The sequence below is a fragment of the Pantoea cypripedii genome, assembly GCF_002095535.1.
Lineage (GTDB): Bacteria > Pseudomonadota > Gammaproteobacteria > Enterobacterales > Enterobacteriaceae > Pantoea > Pantoea cypripedii.
The window spans coordinates 1373669-1390669 of the sequence record NZ_MLJI01000001.1 but is presented as its reverse complement, the minus strand read 5'-3'; the positions used below and the strand labels follow the sequence as shown (position 1 = coordinate 1390669).

General features: G+C 53.9%; 17 protein-coding genes. 9 read left to right on the top strand and 8 right to left on the bottom strand.

Translation table 11 applies throughout. From position 1 onward, the window contains the following. Nucleotides 1-89: 89 nt before the first annotated feature. The 3 genes from HA50_RS06405 to moeB all read left to right on the top strand — a co-directional run bounded on the left by HA50_RS06405 (nucleotide 90) and on the right by moeB (nucleotide 2585). The gene (locus HA50_RS06405; protein WP_084873648.1) at nucleotides 90-515 is read left to right on the top strand and encodes a universal stress protein; all 426 of its coding nucleotides are present in this window, start codon (nucleotides 90-92) and stop codon (nucleotides 513-515) included. A 78-nt stretch (nucleotides 516-593) separates the two neighbouring features. Continuing rightward, complete coding sequence (gene moeA, locus HA50_RS06400; protein ID WP_276329374.1) at nucleotides 594-1829, top strand: molybdopterin molybdotransferase MoeA; 1236 nt, start codon at nucleotides 594-596, stop codon at nucleotides 1827-1829. Beyond that, the gene (gene moeB, locus HA50_RS06395; protein WP_084873646.1) at nucleotides 1830-2585 is read left to right on the top strand and encodes a molybdopterin-synthase adenylyltransferase MoeB; all 756 of its coding nucleotides are present in this window, start codon (nucleotides 1830-1832) and stop codon (nucleotides 2583-2585) included. A 50-nt stretch (nucleotides 2586-2635) separates the two neighbouring features. Here the strand turns inward: moeB and HA50_RS06390 are convergent, their stop codons facing one another. The 7 genes from HA50_RS06390 to mntR form a co-directional block, all read right to left on the bottom strand. After that, complete coding sequence (locus HA50_RS06390) at nucleotides 2636-4228, bottom strand: ABC-F family ATPase (RefSeq protein WP_084873645.1); 1593 nt, start codon at nucleotides 4226-4228, stop codon at nucleotides 2636-2638. A gap of 186 nt (nucleotides 4229-4414) precedes the next feature. After that, the gene (locus HA50_RS06385; RefSeq protein ID WP_084873644.1) at nucleotides 4415-4816 is read right to left on the bottom strand and encodes an H-NS family histone-like protein; all 402 of its coding nucleotides are present in this window, start codon (nucleotides 4814-4816) and stop codon (nucleotides 4415-4417) included. Between the two features lie 412 nt (nucleotides 4817-5228). Further along, the gene (locus tag HA50_RS06380; protein ID WP_084873643.1) at nucleotides 5229-6752 is read right to left on the bottom strand and encodes an efflux transporter outer membrane subunit; all 1524 of its coding nucleotides are present in this window, start codon (nucleotides 6750-6752) and stop codon (nucleotides 5229-5231) included. Between the two features lies 1 nt (nucleotide 6753). Further along, nucleotides 6754-8322, bottom strand: coding sequence for a DHA2 family efflux MFS transporter permease subunit (locus HA50_RS06375; protein ID WP_084873642.1), 1569 nt, complete (start codon nucleotides 8320-8322; stop codon nucleotides 6754-6756). Continuing rightward, complete coding sequence (locus HA50_RS06370) at nucleotides 8319-9458, bottom strand: HlyD family secretion protein (RefSeq protein ID WP_084873641.1); 1140 nt, start codon at nucleotides 9456-9458, stop codon at nucleotides 8319-8321. Before HA50_RS06370 ends, HA50_RS06375 begins: the two co-directional genes overlap by 4 nt. A 185-nt stretch (nucleotides 9459-9643) precedes the next feature. Continuing rightward, nucleotides 9644-10753 carry an SLC13 family permease gene (locus HA50_RS06365; RefSeq protein WP_084873640.1) on the bottom strand — a complete coding sequence of 370 codons (1110 nt, stop codon included), beginning with the start codon at nucleotides 10751-10753 and terminating at the stop codon, nucleotides 9644-9646. A 24-nt stretch (nucleotides 10754-10777) separates the two neighbouring features. Continuing rightward, nucleotides 10778-11236: a manganese-binding transcriptional regulator MntR gene (gene mntR / locus HA50_RS06360; protein WP_084873639.1), complete on the bottom strand. Its 459-nt coding sequence runs from the start codon at nucleotides 11234-11236 to the stop codon at nucleotides 10778-10780. A 265-nt stretch (nucleotides 11237-11501) separates the two neighbouring features. Here mntR and HA50_RS06355 point away from each other — a divergent pair, with 265 nt between their 5' ends. Further along, nucleotides 11502-11696, top strand: coding sequence for a hypothetical protein (locus HA50_RS06355; RefSeq protein WP_084873638.1), 195 nt, complete (start codon nucleotides 11502-11504; stop codon nucleotides 11694-11696). 152 nt (nucleotides 11697-11848) lie between these two features. Here HA50_RS06355 and ompX read toward each other — a convergent pair whose 3' ends face one another. Then, a complete protein-coding gene (gene ompX, locus HA50_RS06350; RefSeq protein WP_084873637.1) occupies nucleotides 11849-12358 on the bottom strand; it encodes an outer membrane protein OmpX in 510 nt (169 codons plus the stop codon). Between the two features lie 378 nt (nucleotides 12359-12736). On the opposite strand from ompX, the gene rhtA reads away from it, so the two are divergent. The 5 genes from rhtA to glnQ all read left to right on the top strand — a co-directional run bounded on the left by rhtA (nucleotide 12737) and on the right by glnQ (nucleotide 17000). Beyond that, nucleotides 12737-13645, top strand: a complete 909-nt coding sequence (gene rhtA / locus HA50_RS06345; protein WP_084873636.1) for a threonine/homoserine exporter RhtA — start codon at nucleotides 12737-12739, stop codon at nucleotides 13643-13645. A 318-nt stretch (nucleotides 13646-13963) separates the two neighbouring features. After that, nucleotides 13964-14467 carry a DNA starvation/stationary phase protection protein Dps gene (gene dps / locus HA50_RS06340; protein ID WP_036624544.1) on the top strand — a complete coding sequence of 168 codons (504 nt, stop codon included), beginning with the start codon at nucleotides 13964-13966 and terminating at the stop codon, nucleotides 14465-14467. Nucleotides 14468-14790: 323 nt separating this feature from the next. After that, nucleotides 14791-15537 carry a glutamine ABC transporter substrate-binding protein GlnH gene (gene glnH, locus HA50_RS06335; RefSeq protein WP_084873635.1) on the top strand — a complete coding sequence of 249 codons (747 nt, stop codon included), beginning with the start codon at nucleotides 14791-14793 and terminating at the stop codon, nucleotides 15535-15537. 84 nt (nucleotides 15538-15621) lie between these two features. Next, complete coding sequence (glnP, locus tag HA50_RS06330; protein WP_084873634.1) at nucleotides 15622-16281, top strand: glutamine ABC transporter permease GlnP; 660 nt, start codon at nucleotides 15622-15624, stop codon at nucleotides 16279-16281. Then, nucleotides 16278-17000, top strand: coding sequence for a glutamine ABC transporter ATP-binding protein GlnQ (gene glnQ / locus HA50_RS06325; RefSeq protein WP_084873633.1), 723 nt, complete (start codon nucleotides 16278-16280; stop codon nucleotides 16998-17000). Before glnP ends, glnQ begins: the two co-directional genes overlap by 4 nt. Nucleotide 17001: the final 1 nt, after the last annotated feature.

Genomic DNA, 17001 nt, shown 5'->3' with positions numbered 1-17001 from the left:
GCCTTTAAGTTTGACAAAAGCGTGAGCCGCGCCCGGTAAACCAATGGTGGAACACTATACTCACAGCAATGAGGCTACGGGAATCAAGCATGAACACCTATACCCACGCCCTGGTGCTGGTTCAGGGTCACGAAGATGGCTCCCTGCTGCTCCACCAGGCGGTGGTGCTGGCGGAGGCGCTGGCGATGAAAGTCACGCTGGCGCACATCAGCGACGACTTCAGGGAGATGAACTACGTTTCTGACAGCCTGATGAATGATGTGGTATCCGAAGACATTATCCGGGTGAAAGCGCTGATGAGTAAGCTGTCAGCCAGCGTGACCCTGCCTGTCAAATGCCATCAGCTGGTCACCGTGCGTCGCTTCGAAGATGTTGAAAAATGTATCGCTGAGCAGCATATCGATTTACTGATTGCCGGACATCGCAACCGCTTTATGGGTGTGCTCACCTCCAGTTCCATGGAGTACATCAATCGCTTAAACATTGATGTGCTGATCAAACATTTGCCACAATAATCTGACCAGCCGCATGTGACTCGACAGCTATTTGCCACCATAATAGGCTGCATCTGACACAACCAGGCTGATATGGACATGGAACCCTTTACCGCAGGCTTAATCTCCCTCGAAGACGCACAGCAAAAAATGCTGGCACAACTCTCCCCGATTACCGACTCCTTACAGGTATCCTTATTTGAAGCCGCCGGACGCATCACCGCCGCGCCGGTGTTATCCCCGCTGGATGTGCCGCCGTTCGATAACGCCGCGATGGACGGTTACGCGGTTCGGCTGGCGGATCTCGCCTCAGATCGCGTGTTGCCGGTGGCGGGTAAAGCCTTTGCGGGTGTGCCTTTCAACGGTGAATGGCCCGCAGGCAGCGTGATCCGCATTATGACCGGCGCGCCGGTTCCCGCTGGCTGCGACGCGGTGGTGATGCAGGAAGAAACCGAGCAGCGTGACGGCGGCATTGTGATCACCGCACCGGTGAAGGACGGACAACATATCCGTCGCAGCGGTGAAGATATCCAGACCGGCAAACAGGTGCTGGATGTCGGCGTGCGCCTCGGGGCAGCCGAGCTGCCATTGCTGGCCTCACTCGGTATCGCCGAGGTCAGCGTGCTGCGCAAACTGCGCGTGGCGATCTTCTCCACCGGCGACGAATTGCAGGCCGTGGGCACGCCGCTGGCGGCAGGACAAATTTACGACACCAATCGCTTCACCGTTTCCCTGATGCTGAAACGCCTCGGCTGTGAGGTGATCGATCTTGGCGTGATTGCGGATGACCCGGAGCAGTTACGCCAGGCATTTAGCGAAGCGGATCGCCAGGCCGATGTGGTGATCAGCACCGGTGGCGTCTCAGTGGGTGAAGCCGACTTTACCAAAGCGATGCTGGAAGAATTAGGTGCCATCACTTTCTGGAAACTGGCCATCAAACCAGGCAAACCTTTTGCCTTTGGCCGCCTGGCCAACAGCTGGTTCTGTGGCCTGCCGGGCAACCCGGTCTCCGCTGCGGTGACCTTCTATCAACTGGTACAACCGCTGCTGGCGACCCTCACCGGGCAGAAAACCGCGGTGATGCCGCCGCGTCTGCGCGCCCGAGCCGCACAGCGCCTGAAAAAATCACCGGGCCGCCTCGATTTTCAGCGCGGCGTGTTCAGCCGTGGCGCAGACGGTACGCTGGAAGTGCACAGCACCGGGCCGCAGGGATCACACGTGTTCAGTTCGTTCGCGCTGGCTAACTGCTTTATCGTGCTGGAACGCGAACGCGGTAATGTTGAAGCGGGTGAATGGGTGGATGTTGAACCCTTTAACAGCCTGCTGGAGGGATAAATGCACGCTGAGCTGAGCGATGAGGAGATGCTGCGTTACAACCGACAGATCGTGCTGCGTGGCTTCGATTTTGACGGCCAGGAAAAGCTGAAAGCGGCCCGCGTGCTGGTCATCGGTCTGGGTGGTCTGGGTTGTGCCGCCGCCCCTTATCTGGCCGCGTCGGGTGTGGGACATCTCACCCTGCTTGACTTCGATACCGTGGCGCTCAGTAATCTGCAACGTCAGATTCTGCATCGCGACAGCACCATCGGCATGGCAAAAGTGGACTCCGCCGCGCTTCAGCTGGCGGCCATTAACCCGCATTGTTTGCTGGAAACGATCAATGCGCAGCTTGATGATGCTGCGTTGTCAGCGCTGATTGCGCGCCATGACGCGGTGCTGGATTGCAGCGATAATGTCGGCACCCGGGAGCAGGTCAATCGCTTGTGCCGGCAGCACCAGGTGCCGCTGATTTCCGCAGCCGCCATTCGTATGGAAGGCCAGCTCAGCGTGTTTACCTGGCAGCCCGGTACGCCCTGCTATCGTTGTATCAGCCGTTTGTTTGGCGAGCAGGCGCTCAGCTGCGTCGAAGCCGGGGTGATGTCACCGCTGGTTGGGGTGATGGGAGCCATGCAGGCAATGGAAACGCTGAAGGTGTTGACGGCTTTTGGCACACCGGCCAGCTCACGGTTGCTGATGTACGATGCGTTAAGCGCTGAGTTTCGCAGTATGAAAGTGGCGCAGGACGCGCATTGTGAGGTGTGCGGTAAGGGATAATGGGCACATCAACGTCGCGGCGCGAAAAATAACGCCGCGACGGTTGTTAATTAAACGATACCCTGGCTACGCAGATAATCTTCGTAGTTGCCGGTGAAGTCCACCACGCGGTCGCCTTTAAATTCCAGCACACGGGTCGCCAGCGAGCTAACAAACTCACGGTCATGCGACACAAAAATCAGCGTGCCTTCATACATCTCCAGCGCCATATTGAGCGATTCGATCGATTCCATATCGAGGTGGTTGGTCGGTTCGTCCATGATCAGGATGTTCGGCTTTTGCATCATCAGCTTACCAAACAGCATGCGCCCCTTCTCACCACCGGAAAGCACTTTGGCTGGCTTTTTGATATCGTCCTGGCTGAACAACAGACGGCCCAGAATGCTGCGCACCGCCTGCTCATCGTCGCTTTCCTGTTTCCACTGGCTCATCCAGTCAAACACCGTCAGATCATCGGCAAAATCGGCAGCATGATCCTGCGCGTAATAACCAATGCGCGCATTTTCTGACCACTTCACCGTACCGCTTTCCGGCGTCAGTTCACCTACCAGCGTTTTCAGCAAGGTGGTTTTACCGATACCATTGGCACCCAGCACCGCCATTTTCTCTCCCACTTCTAACAGCAGGTTGAGATTTTTAAATAACGGACCGTTATCGAAACCTTTGGTGATGGCTTCCACTTCCAGCGCATTACGGAACAGCTTCTTATCCTGGTCAAAACGGATATAAGGGTTCTGACGGCTGGAGGCTTTCACTTCATCCAGTTTGATTTTATCAATCTGTTTCGCGCGTGAAGTTGCCTGACGTGATTTTGAGGCGTTAGCGCTAAAACGGCTGACAAAAGATTGCAGCTCGGCAATTTGCGCTTTCTTTTTCGCGTTATCCGATAATAAACGATCACGCACCTGGGTCGCTGCGGTCATATATTCGTCGTAATTACCCGGATAAACACGCAGCTCACCGTAATCCAGATCTGCCATATGGGTGCAAACCATATTCAGAAAATGACGGTCATGCGAAATGATGATCATGGTACTGTTGCGTTCGTTCAGTACCTGCTCCAGCCAGCGAATCGTATCAATATCCAGGTTGTTGGTCGGTTCATCGAGCAACAGAATATCCGGATTAGCAAACAGCGCCTGCGCCAGCAGCACACGTAATTTCCAGCCGGGAGCAATTTCACTCATCGGTCCGTAATGCTGCTCCACCGGAATACCCACACCCAGTAATAATTCCCCTGCGCGGGATTCGGCACTGTAACCATCCATTTCACCGTATAGCACTTCGAGGTCGGCCACTTTATAGCCCTCCTCTTCGCTCATTTCCGGCAGAGCATATATCCGATCACGCTCCTGCTTCACGGTCCATAATTCCTGGTGACCCATAATCACGGTATCGAGCACGCTATATTGCTCAAACGCAAACTGGTCCTGACGCAGCTTACCGATACGTTCGTTAGGATCGAGGGAAACATTTCCCGCCGATGGCACCAGGTCGCCGCCCAGTATTTTCATGAAGGTCGATTTACCGCTGCCGTTTGCACCGATTAAACCGTAACGATTACCGCCGCCAAACTTAACGGAGATATTCTCAAACAGCGGCTTACTGCCGAACTGCATGGTGATATTGCTGGAAACTAACACGGCATTGACCTTTGTTACGCAGTGGAGGAAAAAACAGCGGGCATTATGCCAGAAGCAGGGCCCAGGACGCCACCATTGCGCCTGTCAGCTTGTGCGGTTGGCCGGTAGCGTATTGTTGCTACGACAGAAATAAAAAAGCCGAAGGTGCATGCCACCTTCGGCTCCCGTCTACAAGGATTGTGCAGATTATTTGATCAGGAAGCTGTCGAGGCTTTTGCCAGCATCCAGCGCCTTTTTAATCGCTGCCGGAGTACGACCCTGACCTGTCCAGGATTTCTCTTCACCGTTCTCATCAGTGTAAGAATATTTTGCCGGACGCGGTGCGCGCTTAGCGCGTTTTTTACCGGTATCCAGCGCACCCAGTAATTCGTTCGGGTCGATGCCATCAGCCAGCAGCATTTCGCGGTATTTAGACAGTTTCTCTTCTTTTTCGCGATTCTGTACTTCTTCGGCTTCAACTTCGTCACGACGCTCAGTGACTACCACGGTTAATTTTTCCAGAATCTCTTCCAGATCGGTCAGCGGCAGTTCACGAGCCTGCGCACGTAATGTGCGAATGTTGTTCAGAACTTTAAATGCGTCACTCATCACAATGTCCTTGCTTAAGGGGTTTAAATAAACTGTAGCGGCAAGACTACCCAATTCAAATAAAAAACAAATTAATTTTACATCGCGGATAATTCTTAAGTGATGACAATATTGATCACGCGGTTGATTAAATCTGTGAAGCCGCTTTTATTAAACCTGAATTAACCCTATAACTTGTACCACCTGCTGGAACTTGCATCGATTTTAAGCCAGCACTTTGTCTGCTGCAGAAGTGAACACAAAGGTAAACAAAGATTAATAACCTGACAAAAACATGTTTTACGGCGGCATTTTTTTATTTATGTCATGGTCACGTCGCCCCGGTCGCCCCCGGTTAATTTGCCAGGACAATGTCAGCGATGTTATTTCATCGGAGAGAAGACCGCAGATAAAAACCTGCGGTCAGCAGGGGTTATTTCACCGTGGTTGCCGGACCAAACACCGAATAGTCCGGCAGGTTGACGTTCTGATAAGGCTCCCAGCCGCCGCCGAGGGCTTTATACAGCGCTACCAGATCCAGTGCCGTTTGCATCCGCGCCTGGGTTAATTGTGCCTGCGCCTGCGCCAGCTGACGTTGCGCATCCAGCACGTCAAGGAAAGTCGAAATGCCCTGACGATAGCTGTCGGTGGCAAGGTCAAAAGCATGTTGCAACGCATCGGCGGTTTCAGTCAGCGCGGTGACCTGCTGCTGATCGGCGCGGTAACTGACCAGCGCATTTTCCACGTCCTGCAATGCGGTAAGCACTGTCTGACGATACGCCAGCGCCGCATTGGCCTGCTCTGCACGCGCCAGTTTCACGTTCGCCACCAGTTGTCCGCCCTGGAAAATCGGTATCGATAACGAGGGGCCGATGCTGTAAAAGTGGCTGCTCCAGTTATCGAGATAGCTGGCATCGGTGTTGCGTACCCCGAGTTGTCCGGTGAGAGACAGACTGGGGAACAGCTCGGCCACCGAGACGCCAATGTTGGCGGTTTGCGCGTGTAAGGTGGCTTCAGCCTGACGGATATCCGGGCGACGGCGCGCCAGCGTGGAAGGAATGCCGACCGATACCAGTTTGGGCAGCACCGGCAGCGGCTTATCGTTCGCCAGTTCGTTATCCAGCGATCCCGGCGTTTTACCCAGTAACACCGCCAGACCATTCATCGCCTGATGTTCCTGCGCCTGATACTGCGGCAGCTGCGCATTAAGCGAAGCCAGTTGCGCGCGGGCATTCTCCACATCGGTGAGCGGAGCCATACCATTGCGCTGCTGGCTTTGCGTCAGCTCAGAGGTTTGCTGTGCGATAGCGATTTGCTGTTGCAGCGTTTGCAGCACCGCCTGCGCGCCGCGCAGTTGCAGATAAGCCCGCGCCACTTCCGCCTGTAGCGACACCAGCGCATCATTACGTTGCTCAATCGCCGCCTGCTGCTGCGCATTGGCCATTTCCATCTGCCGCCGGACTTTGCCCCACAGATCCAGTTCCCAGCTGGCATCGAAACTGCCCTGATACAAATTCACCGAGTGAGTCAGGCCATTAAGCTGATCCGCCACATCGCTGTCTACCTGATTGTAAACTCCGTTCGATTCCAGCAACCCTTTCAGCCCAAGCTGCTGACGCGTCACCTTCGCGGAGCCGCTTATACTGGGAAATAATCCTCCCCGTGCCTGCGCCAGCTGTTCACGCGCCCCGGCAATGCGCAGCACCGCCTGTTGTAGCGTCAGGTTATCGGCGATGGCGCGCGTAATCAGACTGTCGAGCTGCGGGTCATTAAAGGTTTTCCACCACAGCGGATTGGTGGCGGCGGAGAGCGGTTTTGATGCTTCCTGTGACGCTAAATCGTGGTAACTGCCCGGCGTTTGCGCATGGGGTGGCTGATAATCGGGACCCACCGCACATCCGGCCAGCAGCAGCGCCAGAGCAGTCAGTGACGGTGCAAAGCGCAACGGCTTATTCATTTTAATGTGCTCCTGCACTGCCTTCGCTCTTGATCGGCGAAAGCAACCAACAAAAAGGAATCAACAGCAACGCCACGATACTCAGCCCCATAAACACGTCGATATAAGCCAGAATGCGCGCCTGGGCAATCATCTCCTGGTAAAGCTGACCGCTGGCAAGTTGCAGCGGATCGCCCACCGCAGTGGTGTAATCACGGATGGCCTGCGCCCAGTGTTGCAGCGTCAGGTTGAAGGGCTCATTCAGCGGCGACATGTTATGCACCATATTGGCCGACTGCGTCTGCATACGCTCGGTAATCGCGGCAGTCGAGAGCGAAATGCCAATCGATCCCGCGACGTTACGGAACATGGTAAACAACGCCGCCGCATCGGCATTGAGACGCTGCGGTATGGTGACAAAAGCGATGGTGGTGAGCGGCACAAACAGGAAGCCGAGGCCAATCGACTGGGCGCTGCGCATCATGACCAGGGTGGTGAAGTCCACATTCGGAGTCAGTCGGGTGGAATAGAGAAACGCCAGCGTCAGACAGGTGAAGCCAAAGGCGATGATGTAACGCGTCTGCACGATTGGCATCAGCTTCAGCACCAGCGGGATGGTGAGCACAATCAATACGGCACCGGGCGACAGCACCAACCCCGACCAGGTGGCGGTATATCCCAGATCCTGCTGTGCCAGCTGTGGCAACACCACCGAACTGCCGTACAGAATCATCGCCATGCCCGCCATCAGCAACCCGGCAACCCAGAAGTTGCGGTCCTTCATTACCGTCAGATCCACCACCGGTTTACGCACGTACAACAGCCAGTACACCGCCCCGACAATGCCGACCACCGCCAGCCCGGCGAACAACCGGATAAAGTGGGAAGCGAACCAGTCTTCATCCTCACCACGATCCAGCATCACCTGTAAACAGCCCAGCCCAATGGTGATCAACCCGATGCCGATATAGTCGATCTTCAGGCGACCTTTGCTCCACTTGCTTTCCCACGGCGGGTCTTCCAGCAGCTGGTAAATCGCCAGCACCGTCAGAATCCCCACCGGAATATTGATAAAGAACACCCAACGCCAGCTGTAGTTATCGGTGATCCAGCCGCCCAGCGTCGGGCCAATCACCGGCGCCACGATGATCGCAATGGAGGAGAGGCCAAATGCCTTGCCACGATCTTCTGGTTTGAAATAGTCGAGCAGCACCGATTGCTGTGTCGGCTGCAATCCCCCGCCGAAGAAGCCCTGTAGCACCCGGAACAAGATGATTTGCCACAGTTCGGTGGCGATGCCGCACAGGAATGAACAGACGGTGAACATCACGATGCAGATCATGAAGAACCGCTTGCGGCCAAACAGGCGGGTAAAGAAGGCCGAGATCGGCAGTACGATGCCATTCGCCACCAGATACGAGGTCAGTACCCAGGTGGATTCGTCATAACTGGAGGAGAGCGATCCCGCAATATGCGGCAACGCGACGTTAACGATAGTGGTGTCGAGGATCTCCATAAACACCGCCAGCGTGACCATGATTGCGACCAGCCAGGGATTGCTGGCGGGTTTCCAGCTCTGGCTGGCACTCATTCCACTGTCACCTTCGGTTCAACCGACAGTCCGAGCGGCAGCGGGTGATTGGCATCAAGACCTTTATCGATGACAATTTTCACCGGGACGCGCTGGACAATCTTGACGTAATTCCCGGTGGCGTTCTCAGCCGGGAAGGTCGAGAAACGTGAGCCGGTGCCCATCTGAATGCTGTCCACATGCCCTTCCAGCTTCAGGCTCGGCCAGGCATCGACACTGATAGCCACTTTATCGCCCGTATTCATGCGTTCCAGCTGCGACTCTTTAAAGTTGGCGGTAATCCAGATATCCGGTGACACCAGCGAGAACAGCGCCGTCCCTGCCTGCACCAGCGAGCCAATATGGACATTACGTTTGGTGACGAACCCGTCATAGGGCGCGCGCACCTGGGTATAGGAAAGATTCAGTTCGGCAGTGTTCAGCTGCGCCTGCGCCTGCTCCACCTGTTGCTGACGTGCTTCGACGTTGGTTTCCTGGGCACGAATCTGCAAAGCCACCTGCGAGGCCACTTCCACCTGCGCTTTCGCGCTCTCCAGCTGCGCCTCGGCAGAACGTAATTGCACCGTGGCGGTATCGATATTGCGCTGCGAGGTGGCGCGCGGATCGACGCCGCGCTGCCGACGATAATCAGCCTGCGCATTGAGCAAATTCGCCTGCGCTTTGGCCTGGTCGGCTAACGCCTGATCGCGCTGTGCCGGATATTGCACGCGCGACAGCGCCAGTTGCGCCTGGGCCTGATGCAGTTGCGCCTGCGCCAATCCCAGCTGCGCCTTAGCCTGATCACGCTGCGCGATGTTGTCCCGTGGGTCAATTTCCACCAGCAAATCACCCTGCTTCACCCGCTGGTTATCCCGTACCAGCAGTTTCACCACATAACCGGCGGCTTTGGGTGCGATCGTGACCGCATTGCCTTCGGTAAAGGCATCATCGGTGGTTTCAATATTGCGGTTGCTGAACCAGAACCAGAAAATCACCAGCAGCATGATCACCGCGACAATCACGAGGATGATCAGTGGCTTTTTGCCTGGGCGCTTGCGTTCCGGCTCATTGTTTTCTGACGATTGGGAGTGGGTTGCTGCTGCCTGATGCGGATCCTGCGTGTTGCTCGCTGACGGCTGATTTTCGTTATCACTCATAAGTTGTCATCTTAATCCTGGCCCCGATCCCCGGGCGTAAACGGTCAAGTTAACCTTAGATAAGAAATTGACAAATTCCAGTGTTTCTTTACAAAACGGCGAACGCGCGCATTTTCGGCAAAAATGCGCGATAACATACTGAATATGCGACGGCTAACCGCGCTACGGGAAGAGAATTCGCTGGGTTAGCGCAGCCACTGCAGCAACAGCCAGCCGCTCAGCATCGACCACGCCAGCATCGGCAGTGAAAACAGATGGAAGCGCCACCAGACGCGGCGATCCTGCGCCATACGCAGCGCGATCAGATTCGCCAGCGAACCGGGCAACAGACCAAAACCACCGATATTGACCGCCCAGGCCAGCACTTCGCTGGGTGGCACTTTTTGCAACAGCAGAATGGTTGAAGGGACATTGCTGATGATTTGCGACAGACCTATCGCCAGCAGGTATAACCCGCCCTCACCCAGTTGACCAATGGCGGCAAAATGCGGTTGTAACCACGGCAGATGCATCAGCAGAAAGACATCGATAAACATGGCGACAAACACCAGCAGCAGGCTCCAGTCGATGCTGATCAGCACCTGACGTGCCAACAGCAGAAAACATCCCGCCACCAGCAGCAATGCCCAGCCGGTGAGCTTAAGCTCCAGCGCCACCACAAACACCAGATACAGCACCACGCTGAGGATAAACAGCGGCTTTTGCCACTGATGCGCCTCCGTCTGGGCATGTTTCTGGATGGTACGCGCGGAAAAACTCCACCATGTCAGTGCCATTAGCGTCAGCATCAGCCAGGCGGCAAGCGGTAGCATTTGCAGAATAAACCCCGATACGCTCAGCGTACCGTGGCTCCACAGCAAAATATTTTGCGGGTTGCCCACCGGGGTCAGCAGCGATCCGGCATTCACCGCCAGCGCTTCGAAGATGATCAGGCGCGAAATCGGCAGGCGGGAGAACTTACGTAAAGTCAGCGTCAGCGGGACCAGAATAAACAACGCGACATCATTGGTGAGAAAGGTCGAGAGCAGCGCGGCAGCGCACACCATAAACAGCGCCAGCGCACGCTCATGGGAGAAGCGCTGAATCAGGCGCGCGCCCAGCACATCAAAATAACCGCTGTTTTCCAGGCCTTTGGTCAACATCAATAGCCCGGTGAGCGTCATGATGGTGTGCCAGTCAACGGCACCGGGTAACTGCTGCCAGCGGAAATCCGCCAGTGGCAGCAAAATCACGCCCAGCAACAACAGCAAATGCAAAATGCGATCACGCATTAACGAGCGAAGCACGATGGGCATGGTGGCGGAAGGCCTTAAAAAAAGTTAGCGACTCTCGTAGAATTTCTGGAAAACAGCGAGGGTTTCATCACTGACATGATGTTCAATACCTTCCGAATCACGACGCGCCGTTTCCGGGCTGATGCCCAGCGCCAGCAGGAAAGTTTCCACAATGTGATGACGCGCACGGCTCTCTTCTGCCAGTTTTTCGCCTTCACGCGTCAGGAAAACACCACGGTATGGCACCTGTTCCACCAGACCAGCACTGCCGAGACGCTTCAGCATTTTCGCCACGGTGGGTTGCGAAACACCGAGACGAGCGGCCATATCGACCTGACGAGCTTCGCCAAATTCACCAATTAAATCAGAGATTAACTCAACGTAGTCATCAATTAATTCACGACGATGCGCTTCGCGCACCTGGCGAAATCCTTCGACATGCTCCTCAATATCTTTAAGCGGTCCCTGTGGCGGGGTGATGGCGCTCTTGGCACGACGACTCATTCAGCTTCCTCTTTATTATTTGCCGTACCAGAACTGCGGTACGGGCTGGCTGCGCTCATTGTAAACCAGGCACAAATAAGCACAAAATTTTCCTAAATAGCATTGGCTAAAGGGTATAGCCAGTGCTATATTCGCTGATAATGTAAGCAGCAATGCTCACAAAGGAGACAAAAAATGCATGAACCTTATTTGCTGTTGCTCCTTTTCCTGCTGTTCATCGCAGGGCTGTGCTTACTGTTACGTCGTCAATAATCGGGAGGTGAACATGACCACCATGAAAAGCTGCCTCGACTGTGGCAAATGCTTCCAGGCGGAAAAAAGCACATCGGCTTTCGAGTTGAAGTCACTGCTGTGCCTGTTGACCCGCTCACCGTTTGCGCTGCGTCTGATGCTGATCGAAAAGCTCACCGGAAAAAAAATCGCTGAACGTCCCTGCCCAAACCTGATCTGGCGCGGTTAAGCACTCCCTCTGACGTACATTATCTGACGGCGCGATTTATCGTGCCGTTTTTGCATATCGGCTGAAAAATGCCCGATAAATCGCACCGCGACAAGCATAAAAAAACGGCCCATAGGGCCGTTTTTGTTTGCAACTCTGGTCTAAGCAAAAACTTAGAAGCTGTAACCTACGCCAGCAATCCAGGTGCCCACGTCGACGCTGCGGATGCGGCTCTGCTCGTAGCCCACGTCCAGTGCAACGTTCTGAATCGGGTTGAACTGCATACCGGCACCGTAGGAGAAACCTACGTCGCTGGTGTCAGATTTCTGACGGTCAACACCGTTTGCCTGGAATTTACCGTAGCCGATACCGACAACACCGTAGATGCTCGCCCAGTCATTCAGACGGTAAGCAGGACCACCGGTAATGCCGTAGTACTGGCCTTTGTTGTACACGCCAGCGTCAGTACGGTCTTTCTCGGTATAGGTGAAAGAACCGATCCAACCCAGCGGGTTAGTACCATCTTCGTAACGGTATTTCAGGTTGAAGCCGTTAGCTTTGTTGGCAACACCCTGCATATCGCTCTGAGCGTAACCACCGGTAACGGTGCTCTGAGCCATGGCAGAACCTGCGGATACTGCCAGTACACAAGCCAGTGCTGAAAGACATGCAATTTTTTTCATACCCACCTCAAATGTGATAAAACTTCTCTCCTGACAACGCTGAAAATATAACAAAAAATAGCGCGAAACTCTGCCGCTATTTTGTTGTCTAACAGATTGTTTGGTGTAACAGAAAGTTAATGAAGTTTCCTATGTCATTCATTTTTCTTATAAAAAACGTCATCTTTTTGCAATGAATTTTCTGTCTCTCAGTCACACCTTTAAGTAAATTCCTAAACTAATCTGACATTTCTTTACTTAACTGGCCCTGGATTTGGCTATTTTCGCATCAGTCGTTTCGCTTATTTTTACCTGATGTGCGCCTCCTTATTTGCCTTCAATTCCTTTACACTGCTGGCTGTTACTTTGATGTTAATAACAACAGGAATTGATTCCAGGATGTCCGCACCTCTGACTGCCAAAAAACTGACGCCGGTGTTTTTCCCCATCGCGGTGTTGCTGATTGCTATGCTCTCGCTGCAAGGCGGCGCATCACTGGCAAAATCACTGTTCCCCACCGTAGGCGCACCCGGTATCACCGCGCTGCGTCTCGGGCTTGGCACCCTGATTCTCTGCGCCATCTTTAAACCCTGGCGTTTGCGCTTCACGCGTGAGCAGCGCATGCCGCTGCTGATGTATGGCCTGGCGCTCGGCTGTATGAACTATCTGTTTTATCTCTCGATCCGCACCGTGCCACTCGGCGTGGCGGTTGGCCTGGAATTTACCGGCCCGCTGACGCTGGCGCTGCTGGGATCACGCCGTCCGCTGGATTTCCTCTGGGTGCTGCTGGCGGTAACCGGTCTGTGGTTCCTGCTGCCGATTGGCGAAGGGATGAGCCATATTGATCCGCTCGGTGCCTTGCTGGCGGTCGGTGCCGGTGCCTGCTGGGCGATTTATATTCTGGCGGGACAACGCGCCGGGGCCGAGCATGGCCCGGCTACAGTAGCGATGGGTTCACTCGTCGCCTCGATCATTTTTGTCCCGCTCGGATTGACCTTTGCGCATAGCGGCATCTGGCATTGGGAAATTTTACCGCTGGCGTTGCTGATTGCGCTGCTCTCCAGCGCCATTCCCTATTCACTGGAAATGATGGCGTTAACCCGCCTCCCTGCACGCATTTTTGGCACGCTGATGAGCCTGGAACCCGCCATGGCGGCGTTATCCGGCATGTTGTTTCTTGGCGAATTGCTGACGCTAAAACAGTGGATTGCTCTGTTGGCGATCATTATCGCTTCCGCCGGTTCCACCCTGACCATGAAACAAAAAGCGGCGCAAATTAATGAAGTCGATTTAAATCCGCCGCAGTGATCCGCGCTATATTCAGCTGGCCGACGGGTCAGCTGAATATATAAACTGTTCTCATTATCACTTTTTAATTGTTGCTTCGACCATTCTGTTATTATTTTGCAACATTGATGAACGATAATTAACAGTCATATTTTATCCAACTGATAATCTTAAACTTTCCTGAAAACCCTTCCCATCAGCGTTTAATCCATTGCCGATGATCAATTTGTGTTTACCTATTCCTGATATTGACTGAATCAATCCTGCATCGCAGAGAAGTGCTGCTATACTTAGTCCCGTGCTTGATTAGGACAACCCATCAACGAGAGGACTTTAATGATGAGTACCGCAAAACTGGTTAAAACAAAATCTTCCGATCTGATTTACACCCGCAACGACGTGGCTGATAGTGAGAAGAAAGCCACCATTGAGGTTCTCAACCGTCTGGTCGTGGAGTTTATTGACCTGTCGCTGATCACCAAACAGGCGCACTGGAACATGCGCGGAGCGAACTTCATTGCGGTGCATGAAATGCTGGATGGCTTCCGTACCGCGATTACCGATCATCAGGACACCATCGCAGAGCGCGTGGTACAGCTGGGTGGCGTTGCCCTGGGTACGACCCAGGTTGTTAATGACAAGACACCGCTGAAAAGCTACCCGCTTAACATTCACAGCGTGCAGGATCACCTAAAAGCGTTAGCCGACCGTTATGCCATCGTCGCTAACGACGTACGCAAGGCGATCAGCGAAGTGAGTGACGAAGACAGTGCGGATATTTTCACCGCGGCTTCACGTGATCTCGATAAGTTCCTGTGGTTTATCGAATCCAATATCGAATAATCAGCAAATTCCTAACAAGGCGGGTTTCCCCGCCTTTTTTTATGTCTGTGTAACATCCTGGTGCTTTTTTTGACACCGTTAACAATTTCTTCATCCCTGCTTTCCCTGCCCTGCGCTCTGGTGCAAACTGCGATCTGCACCACAACAGCACCGCGCACTATTTTGGTGCTTCATATTGGTGCAAATTCCTCTATACATGCAAAATCGTGTCAGCCATGCTATGCAAGCTGCTGATTTCGCGACAAATGAAAAGTTGGCATAATTTTTTCATATGATTAGCCGCAAATCAGGCCAGCTGGTCTGGAAGGTAATAAGGAAAAATGATGAAGTCACTGATTAAAGTCTCCGTGGCAGCCCTGGCGCTGGCCTTCTCCCTTTCATCCACCGCAGCAGACAAAAAACTGGTTGTCGCCACCGACACCGCTTTCGTTCCGTTCGAATTTAAGCAGGGCGACCAGTACGTCGGCTTTGATATCGATCTGTGGGCAGCTATCGCGAAAGAGCTGAAACTGGATTACACCCTGAAGCCAATGGATTTCAGCGGCATCATCCCGGCACTGCAAACCCGTAACGTGGATCTGGCGCTGGCCGGTATCACCATTACTGACGAGCGTAAGAAAGCGATTGAATTCTCAGACGGCTACTACAAAAGTGGTCTGCTGGTGATGGTGCGTGAAAACGAAAACAACATCAAAAGTATCGATGATCTGAACGGCAAAGTCGTGGCAGTGAAAAGCGGTACCGGTTCTGTTGATTACGCGAAAGCGCACATCAAATCAAAAGATCTGCGTCAGTTCCCGAACATCGACAACGCCTACATGGAGTTAGGCACCAACCGTGCTGACGCTGTGCTGCACGATACCCCGAACATCCTGTACTTCATCCACACTGCGGGCAAAGGCCGCTTCAAAGCGGTTGGCGAATCTATCGAAGCTCAGCAGTACGGCATCGCTTTCCCGAAAGGCAGCGACGACCTGCGTGAAAAAGTGAACGGCGCGCTGAAAACCCTGCGCGAAAACGGCACTTACAACACCATCTATAAAAAATGGTTCGGCAGCGAGCCTAAATAATTCGCATTTTGTTCTATTTTTATCTTTGAAGCAGGGCTGATTCCGCCCTGCTTTTTCCATCGCAACAGATTCTGGAGTTCCACCATGGAGTTTGACTGGAGCGTCATTTGGCCTGCCATCCCGATTTTGCTGGAAGGCGCCAAAATGACCCTGATTATTTCGGTCCTCGGCTTGATCGGCGGTTTGATTATCGGCCTGGTCGCCGGTTTCGCCCGCGCTTACGGCGGCTGGATCGCTAACAACATCGCATTGGTTTTCATTGAATTAATTCGCGGCACGCCGATTGTGGTGCAGGTGATGTTTATCTACTTCGCCCTGCCGATGGCTTTCCCGGATTTACGTATTGATCCGTTCACTGCCGCGGTGGTGACCATCATGATCAACTCCGGTGCCTATATCGCGGAAATCACCCGTGGTGCGGTGCTGTCGATCAACAAAGGCTTCCGTGAGGCCGGTCTGGCGCTGGGTCTGTCGCGCCGCGAAACGCTGCGCTATGTGATCATGCCGCTGGCGCTGCGCCGTATGCTGCCGCCGCTGGGTAACCAGTGGATTGTCAGCATCAAAGACACCTCGCTGTTTATCGTCATTGGCGTGGCCGAACTGACCCGTCAGGGCCAGGAGATCATCGCCGGTAACTTCCGCGCGCTGGAGATCTGGAGCGCTGTTGCCGTCATCTATCTGATTATTACGCTGGTGTTGAGCTTTGTGCTGCGCCGTATTGAGAAAAGGGTGAAAATCCTGTGATTGAATTTAAAAACGTCTCTAAAAACTTCGGCCAGACGCAGGTACTGCACGACATCAACCTGAAAATTAATCAGGGTGAAGTGGTGGTGATTATCGGCCCTTCGGGCTCCGGTAAATCAACGCTGCTGCGTTGTATTAACAAGCTGGAAGAGATCACCACCGGTGACCTGATCGTTGATGGCATGAAGGTTAACGACCCGAAAGTCGACGAGCGCCTGATTCGTCAGGAAGCGGGCATGGTGTTCCAGCAGTTCCACCTGTTCCCGCAAATGAGCGCGCTGGATAACGTGGCCTTTGGTCCGATCCGCGTACGTGGTGCGAAGAAAGAAGACGCGCAAAAACTGGCGCGTGAACTGCTGGGCAAAGTCGGTCTTGCTGAACGTGCACACCACTTCCCGTCAGAACTGTCCGGTGGTCAGCAGCAGCGCGTGGCGATTGCCCGTGCGCTGGCGGTGAAGCCGAAAATGATGCTGTTCGATGAGCCAACCTCGGCACTTGACCCGGAACTGCGTCATGAAGTGCTGAAAGTGATGCAGGATCTGGCCGAAGAAGGCATGACCATGGTGATCGTGACGCACGAAGTGGGCTTCGCCCAGAAAGTGGCTTCACGCCTGATCTTTATTGATAAAGGCACCATCGCTGAAGATGGCAACCCGGACGAGTTGATCACCAACCCGCCGAGCGATCGTCTGCGCGAGTTTTTGCAGCACGTTTCTTAAA

Bases quoted from the DNA above. Each gene is read 5' to 3' on its own strand.
- HA50_RS06380 (WP_084873643.1), bottom strand. From the start codon at position 6,752: ATGAATAAGCCGTTGCGCTTTGCACCGTCACTGACTGCTCTGGCGCTG.
- HA50_RS06375 (WP_084873642.1), bottom strand. From the start codon at position 8,322: ATGAGTGCCAGCCAGAGCTGGAAACCCGCCAGCAATCCCTGGCTGGTC.
- HA50_RS06370 (WP_084873641.1), bottom strand. From the start codon at position 9,458: ATGAGTGATAACGAAAATCAGCCGTCAGCGAGCAACACGCAGGATCCG.
- glnP (WP_084873634.1), top strand. From the start codon at position 15,622: ATGGAGTTTGACTGGAGCGTCATTTGGCCTGCCATCCCGATTTTGCTG.
- ompX (WP_084873637.1), bottom strand. From the start codon at position 12,358: ATGAAAAAAATTGCATGTCTTTCAGCACTGGCTTGTGTACTGGCAGTA.
- rhtA (WP_084873636.1), top strand. From the start codon at position 12,737: ATGTCCGCACCTCTGACTGCCAAAAAACTGACGCCGGTGTTTTTCCCC.
- HA50_RS06355 (WP_084873638.1), top strand. From the start codon at position 11,502: ATGACCACCATGAAAAGCTGCCTCGACTGTGGCAAATGCTTCCAGGCG.
- moeA (WP_276329374.1), top strand. From the start codon at position 594: ATGGAACCCTTTACCGCAGGCTTAATCTCCCTCGAAGACGCACAGCAA.
- HA50_RS06365 (WP_084873640.1), bottom strand. From the start codon at position 10,753: ATGCCCATCGTGCTTCGCTCGTTAATGCGTGATCGCATTTTGCATTTG.
- HA50_RS06385 (WP_084873644.1), bottom strand. From the start codon at position 4,816: ATGAGTGACGCATTTAAAGTTCTGAACAACATTCGCACATTACGTGCG.
- HA50_RS06405 (WP_084873648.1), top strand. From the start codon at position 90: ATGAACACCTATACCCACGCCCTGGTGCTGGTTCAGGGTCACGAAGAT.
- dps (WP_036624544.1), top strand. From the start codon at position 13,964: ATGAGTACCGCAAAACTGGTTAAAACAAAATCTTCCGATCTGATTTAC.
- mntR (WP_084873639.1), bottom strand. From the start codon at position 11,236: ATGAGTCGTCGTGCCAAGAGCGCCATCACCCCGCCACAGGGACCGCTT.
- moeB (WP_084873646.1), top strand. From the start codon at position 1,830: ATGCACGCTGAGCTGAGCGATGAGGAGATGCTGCGTTACAACCGACAG.
- glnH (WP_084873635.1), top strand. From the start codon at position 14,791: ATGAAGTCACTGATTAAAGTCTCCGTGGCAGCCCTGGCGCTGGCCTTC.